This is a genomic window from Microcystis sp. M49636_WE2 (assembly GCF_030065375.1).
In the GTDB taxonomy this organism is placed as follows: domain Bacteria; phylum Cyanobacteriota; class Cyanobacteriia; order Cyanobacteriales; family Microcystaceae; genus Microcystis; species Microcystis aeruginosa_C.
On the sequence record NZ_JASJFG010000317.1, the window covers coordinates 1 to 3183 of the forward strand.

Genomic DNA, 3183 nt, shown 5'->3' on the forward strand with positions numbered 1-3183 from the left:
AACCATACCAAGTAACGAAGAACCAAAAATCTAGTTGGTTTATAATATTAAATAATTAACTTTATTTTTAGAGATGAATCTGATTTTGTCAAGCAAAGCGGCCGAAAGACTTCAACGAGAAGTGCAGTCAAGAGAAGATTTTATCGCCGATAATAATGCTTGGCGAATTGATGTCCTCGATCTCAGGAAGAGAGGTATTTTTCTCATTACTCAGGAAAAGAGTTTATACACCTTAATTTCTTCGTACAAGCAGGGAATTAAGGGAATTATCGCTCAAATTACCACCATTGATCGGCATGAGGGCGATTCCCCTGAAATTCATTATCTCAAATCCGAGAATAGGAGTCTGGTAAGCTCCATGAATAACATGAAGAATTTAATCGCTAAAGTAGATCAGTACAATGCGGTTGATAACGAAAGATTTGCAGAAATAATTAATCAGACTCCCTTTAAATATTTATCTTACCGTACCCCGACCGAATGTTACCAAAATCTCTTGAATCAATCGAAGGGAGTACAATAAAACGGTCGTGTTTTAATCTAAGGAGAAAACGCTCCCCAATCTTCACAGCTTAAAACTAAATAAATCTCAGTTTTGGATAATCTCAGTTTTGGATAAGTCGAAACCCTGAGACTCAATCCGAATCTAAAACTCTGATTAACAGACAAAACTCTCCAAACTGTGAACAATTGCTAAGTAGGTAGGCATTAAAAATTATCAGATGCCCCCCTTATTAAGGGGGGATTAAGGGGGGATCGGCACCCCCCTTATCAAGGGTAGATCCCCCCGCCTATCGGCACCCCCCTTATCAAGGGGGGCAGGGGGGATCAGACCTAAAATCCATTTTTAATTTAATTATAACCAACCACTTATAACAACTTTTTAGCAAAATCGATCGCTTCCTGAAAAACTGTCACTTTGCCCTCAATTTGGGCAATTTGTACCTCGGTTAATAACTTACCGATAATCGGACTAGGTTTCAGGTGTAAATGGTTAATTAAATCATCGCCCCTTAATAAAGGTCGGGGATGGGCGATAATATTATCGGGATCGAGATAGGAAGTCAACAGAGAAGCGACGATATTTTTGTTAATCCCCATTGATAAAGCAAAAAGGGCAAAGACAGGAAATACTTTTCCCGTATTTAGATAAATAAAATACTGTTCCCGCAGACTTAAATTATCTGCCTCCTTGAGGGGAGGTAAACACTTAATCACCGTGATTACCGTGCGAATTTCCCCACGGGAATACTTGAGATCGATTAACTCTTTTTCCGCTTCTGCCAAAATATCCGATACCAATAGGGCCAATTTTGTCAACTGTAACTGAGAAGGGGAAAAGATAAATTTTTCCGGTAACAAAGATTCTAAAAATCCCGCTGCCGCTTCCACCCCCATGACTCGCTCCATTTTTGCGGGGGTAATCCGACGCAACCAGAGAGATAATAAGCCATCTTCCCAGGCACTTTTTAGCCATTTATTGCCACGGGAATTGAGCAAAAGGTAATTCAACTCGGATTGTACCCTTTCGGCGGCTACACGGTGCAATAAAGGGGCAAGAGAACGAATAGTTGCACGGGTATGGGGTTCGATCTCAAAGTCCAATTGAGCCGCTTGTCGATAGGCCCTTAATAATCTTAGGGGATCATCCTGAAGATTTTCGCGGGAAATCATCCGCAGGGATTGGCAGCCTAAATCTTTTAATCCCCCTAAAGGATCGAAAATTTCTTGGGTGTGGAGATTATAAGCGAGAGCATTAACGGTGAAATCCCGTCTTTTTAGGTCTATTTCTAGAGATTCTCCCTCCTGTTGTGCGAAATCAAGAGTACCCTGGGGAAAAACGACGCGAGCAATTTGACGAACGGCATCTAAAACCACAAAACCGGCCTTATACTGATGGGCAATAGTTTGAGCAATTTCGATCGCTTTTTCGGGAACCACAAAATCTAGGTCAATATAGTCTTTCTGACGGTTTAATAAAGCGTCTCGCACAGCACCACCGACTAAATAAGCATTTTCTGGCAATTCTTGCTGATTAATCGCAAAAACTTCTTTAACTAAACTATCTAGGTTTTTTTGACAAGACATCGAGAAGATAAATTTACAAAAATATAATTTTGACCGGCCCCATTTGGGGAGAGACTGAGCTAGATTAACGGAAAAGACTTATAGAGTTAAACCTATGTGTATTTGTATTAACTGCTATTTTGTTGATCGCTGTCTCACCTATCATGCCGTAGAAACACAACATCAGGAACGTCATCTCACCGAGACACCGGACTTTGAAGCGAAGAACCCTTCTATTAACGTTAACATTCGCACCAAGGAAGATTATATCGAAATGGAGTGGGATGTGGTGGGTTGTGAAAGCTTTTTACGCGAAACCGGTAAATGGTCTAGTTTGCGGCCGGGTGAACCAGTTCCCACCTAAAACACCTGAACTACCCATACATATCTACTACAAGAGCCGAAAGTTAATCCACAAATATGTCTTGGACAGCCAACGATTCGAGGAATGCGTAATTTAAGAGCGAGGTATTTATGGATAAAGAAGAAGAACTACTTGAACAATGGCGAGAATTGACCCCGGAAAAGCAACAAAAAGTTTGGCAATTTGTTCAAATACTTAAATCTGAGTCACAAACAACACCAGAAGCTAAATTTATTCCCCAAACACCATTAAGCAAAAAGTTATGGGAAATCCGACATCGGGCGATCGCAGCTGGATTGCAACTGCTCAATGAAGAGGAGATAGAACAAGAACTTGCTGCACGTCGAGGAGGGTGCAGTGAGTCATAAGAAAGCCTACATAGACTCTGGCGTACTGATTACTGCTTTCCAAGGCATCCAATCAGCCAGTATCAAAGCCTATCAAATTCTCAACGATGAAAATCGGGAGTTTGCCTCCAGTCGATTTGTTCAGTTAGAAGTATTGCCTAAAGCAACTTTTAACAAGCAACAAGAAGAAATAGAATTTTACGAAACATTTTTTCTGGCTGTTAATTACTGGGCAACTGACTTAGAAAAAATTATACAGAATGCTCATGAAATTGCTGGCACTTACGGTTTAGCGGCGATGGATGCACTTCATGTTGCTGCTGCGCTGCAAATTCAAGCTGATGAACTAATCACCACCGAAAAGCCAACCAAACCAATGCACCGAGTCAGGGAAATTCAGATTGT

5 protein-coding genes are annotated in these 3183 nt (G+C 41.0%); 4 read left to right on the top strand and 1 reads right to left on the bottom strand.

All coding sequences use genetic code 11. From position 1 onward, the window contains the following. The first annotated feature begins 73 nt into the window (after nt 1–73). Nucleotides 74–523 carry a DUF6933 domain-containing protein gene (locus PX484_RS07600; RefSeq protein ID WP_288103349.1) on the top strand — a complete coding sequence of 150 codons (450 nt, stop codon included), beginning with the start codon at nt 74–76 and terminating at the stop codon, nt 521–523. 347 nt (nt 524–870) lie between these two features. Here the strand turns inward: PX484_RS07600 and PX484_RS07605 are convergent, their stop codons facing one another. Next, nucleotides 871–2088: a tRNA nucleotidyltransferase/poly(A) polymerase-related protein gene (locus PX484_RS07605; RefSeq protein ID WP_288103350.1), complete on the bottom strand. Its 1218-nt coding sequence runs from the start codon at nt 2086–2088 to the stop codon at nt 871–873. Between the two features lie 94 nt (nt 2089–2182). Here PX484_RS07605 and PX484_RS07610 point away from each other — a divergent pair, with 94 nt between their 5' ends. The 3 genes from PX484_RS07610 to PX484_RS07620 form a co-directional block, all read left to right on the top strand. Beyond that, entirely contained in the window at nt 2183–2431 is a 249-nt protein-coding gene (locus PX484_RS07610; protein WP_002795917.1) for a Ycf34 family protein, read from the top strand. Nucleotides 2432–2541: 110 nt separating this feature from the next. Further along, entirely contained in the window at nt 2542–2799 is a 258-nt protein-coding gene (locus tag PX484_RS07615) for a hypothetical protein (protein ID WP_002793765.1), read from the top strand. Continuing rightward, nucleotides 2789–3183 (top strand): type II toxin-antitoxin system VapC family toxin (locus tag PX484_RS07620; protein WP_288103351.1); only part of this gene is annotated, 395 nt, incomplete at its 3' end. The genes PX484_RS07615 and PX484_RS07620, both read left to right, overlap by 11 nt.

What these genes read in the sequence shown, in the direction of transcription:
- PX484_RS07600 (WP_288103349.1), top strand. Translation starts at nt 74, where the DNA reads ATGAATCTGATTTTGTCAAGCAAAGCGGCCGAAAGACTTCAACGAGAA.
- PX484_RS07605 (WP_288103350.1), bottom strand. Translation starts at nt 2,088, where the DNA reads ATGTCTTGTCAAAAAAACCTAGATAGTTTAGTTAAAGAAGTTTTTGCG.
- PX484_RS07610 (WP_002795917.1), top strand. Translation starts at nt 2,183, where the DNA reads ATGTGTATTTGTATTAACTGCTATTTTGTTGATCGCTGTCTCACCTAT.
- PX484_RS07615 (WP_002793765.1), top strand. Translation starts at nt 2,542, where the DNA reads ATGGATAAAGAAGAAGAACTACTTGAACAATGGCGAGAATTGACCCCG.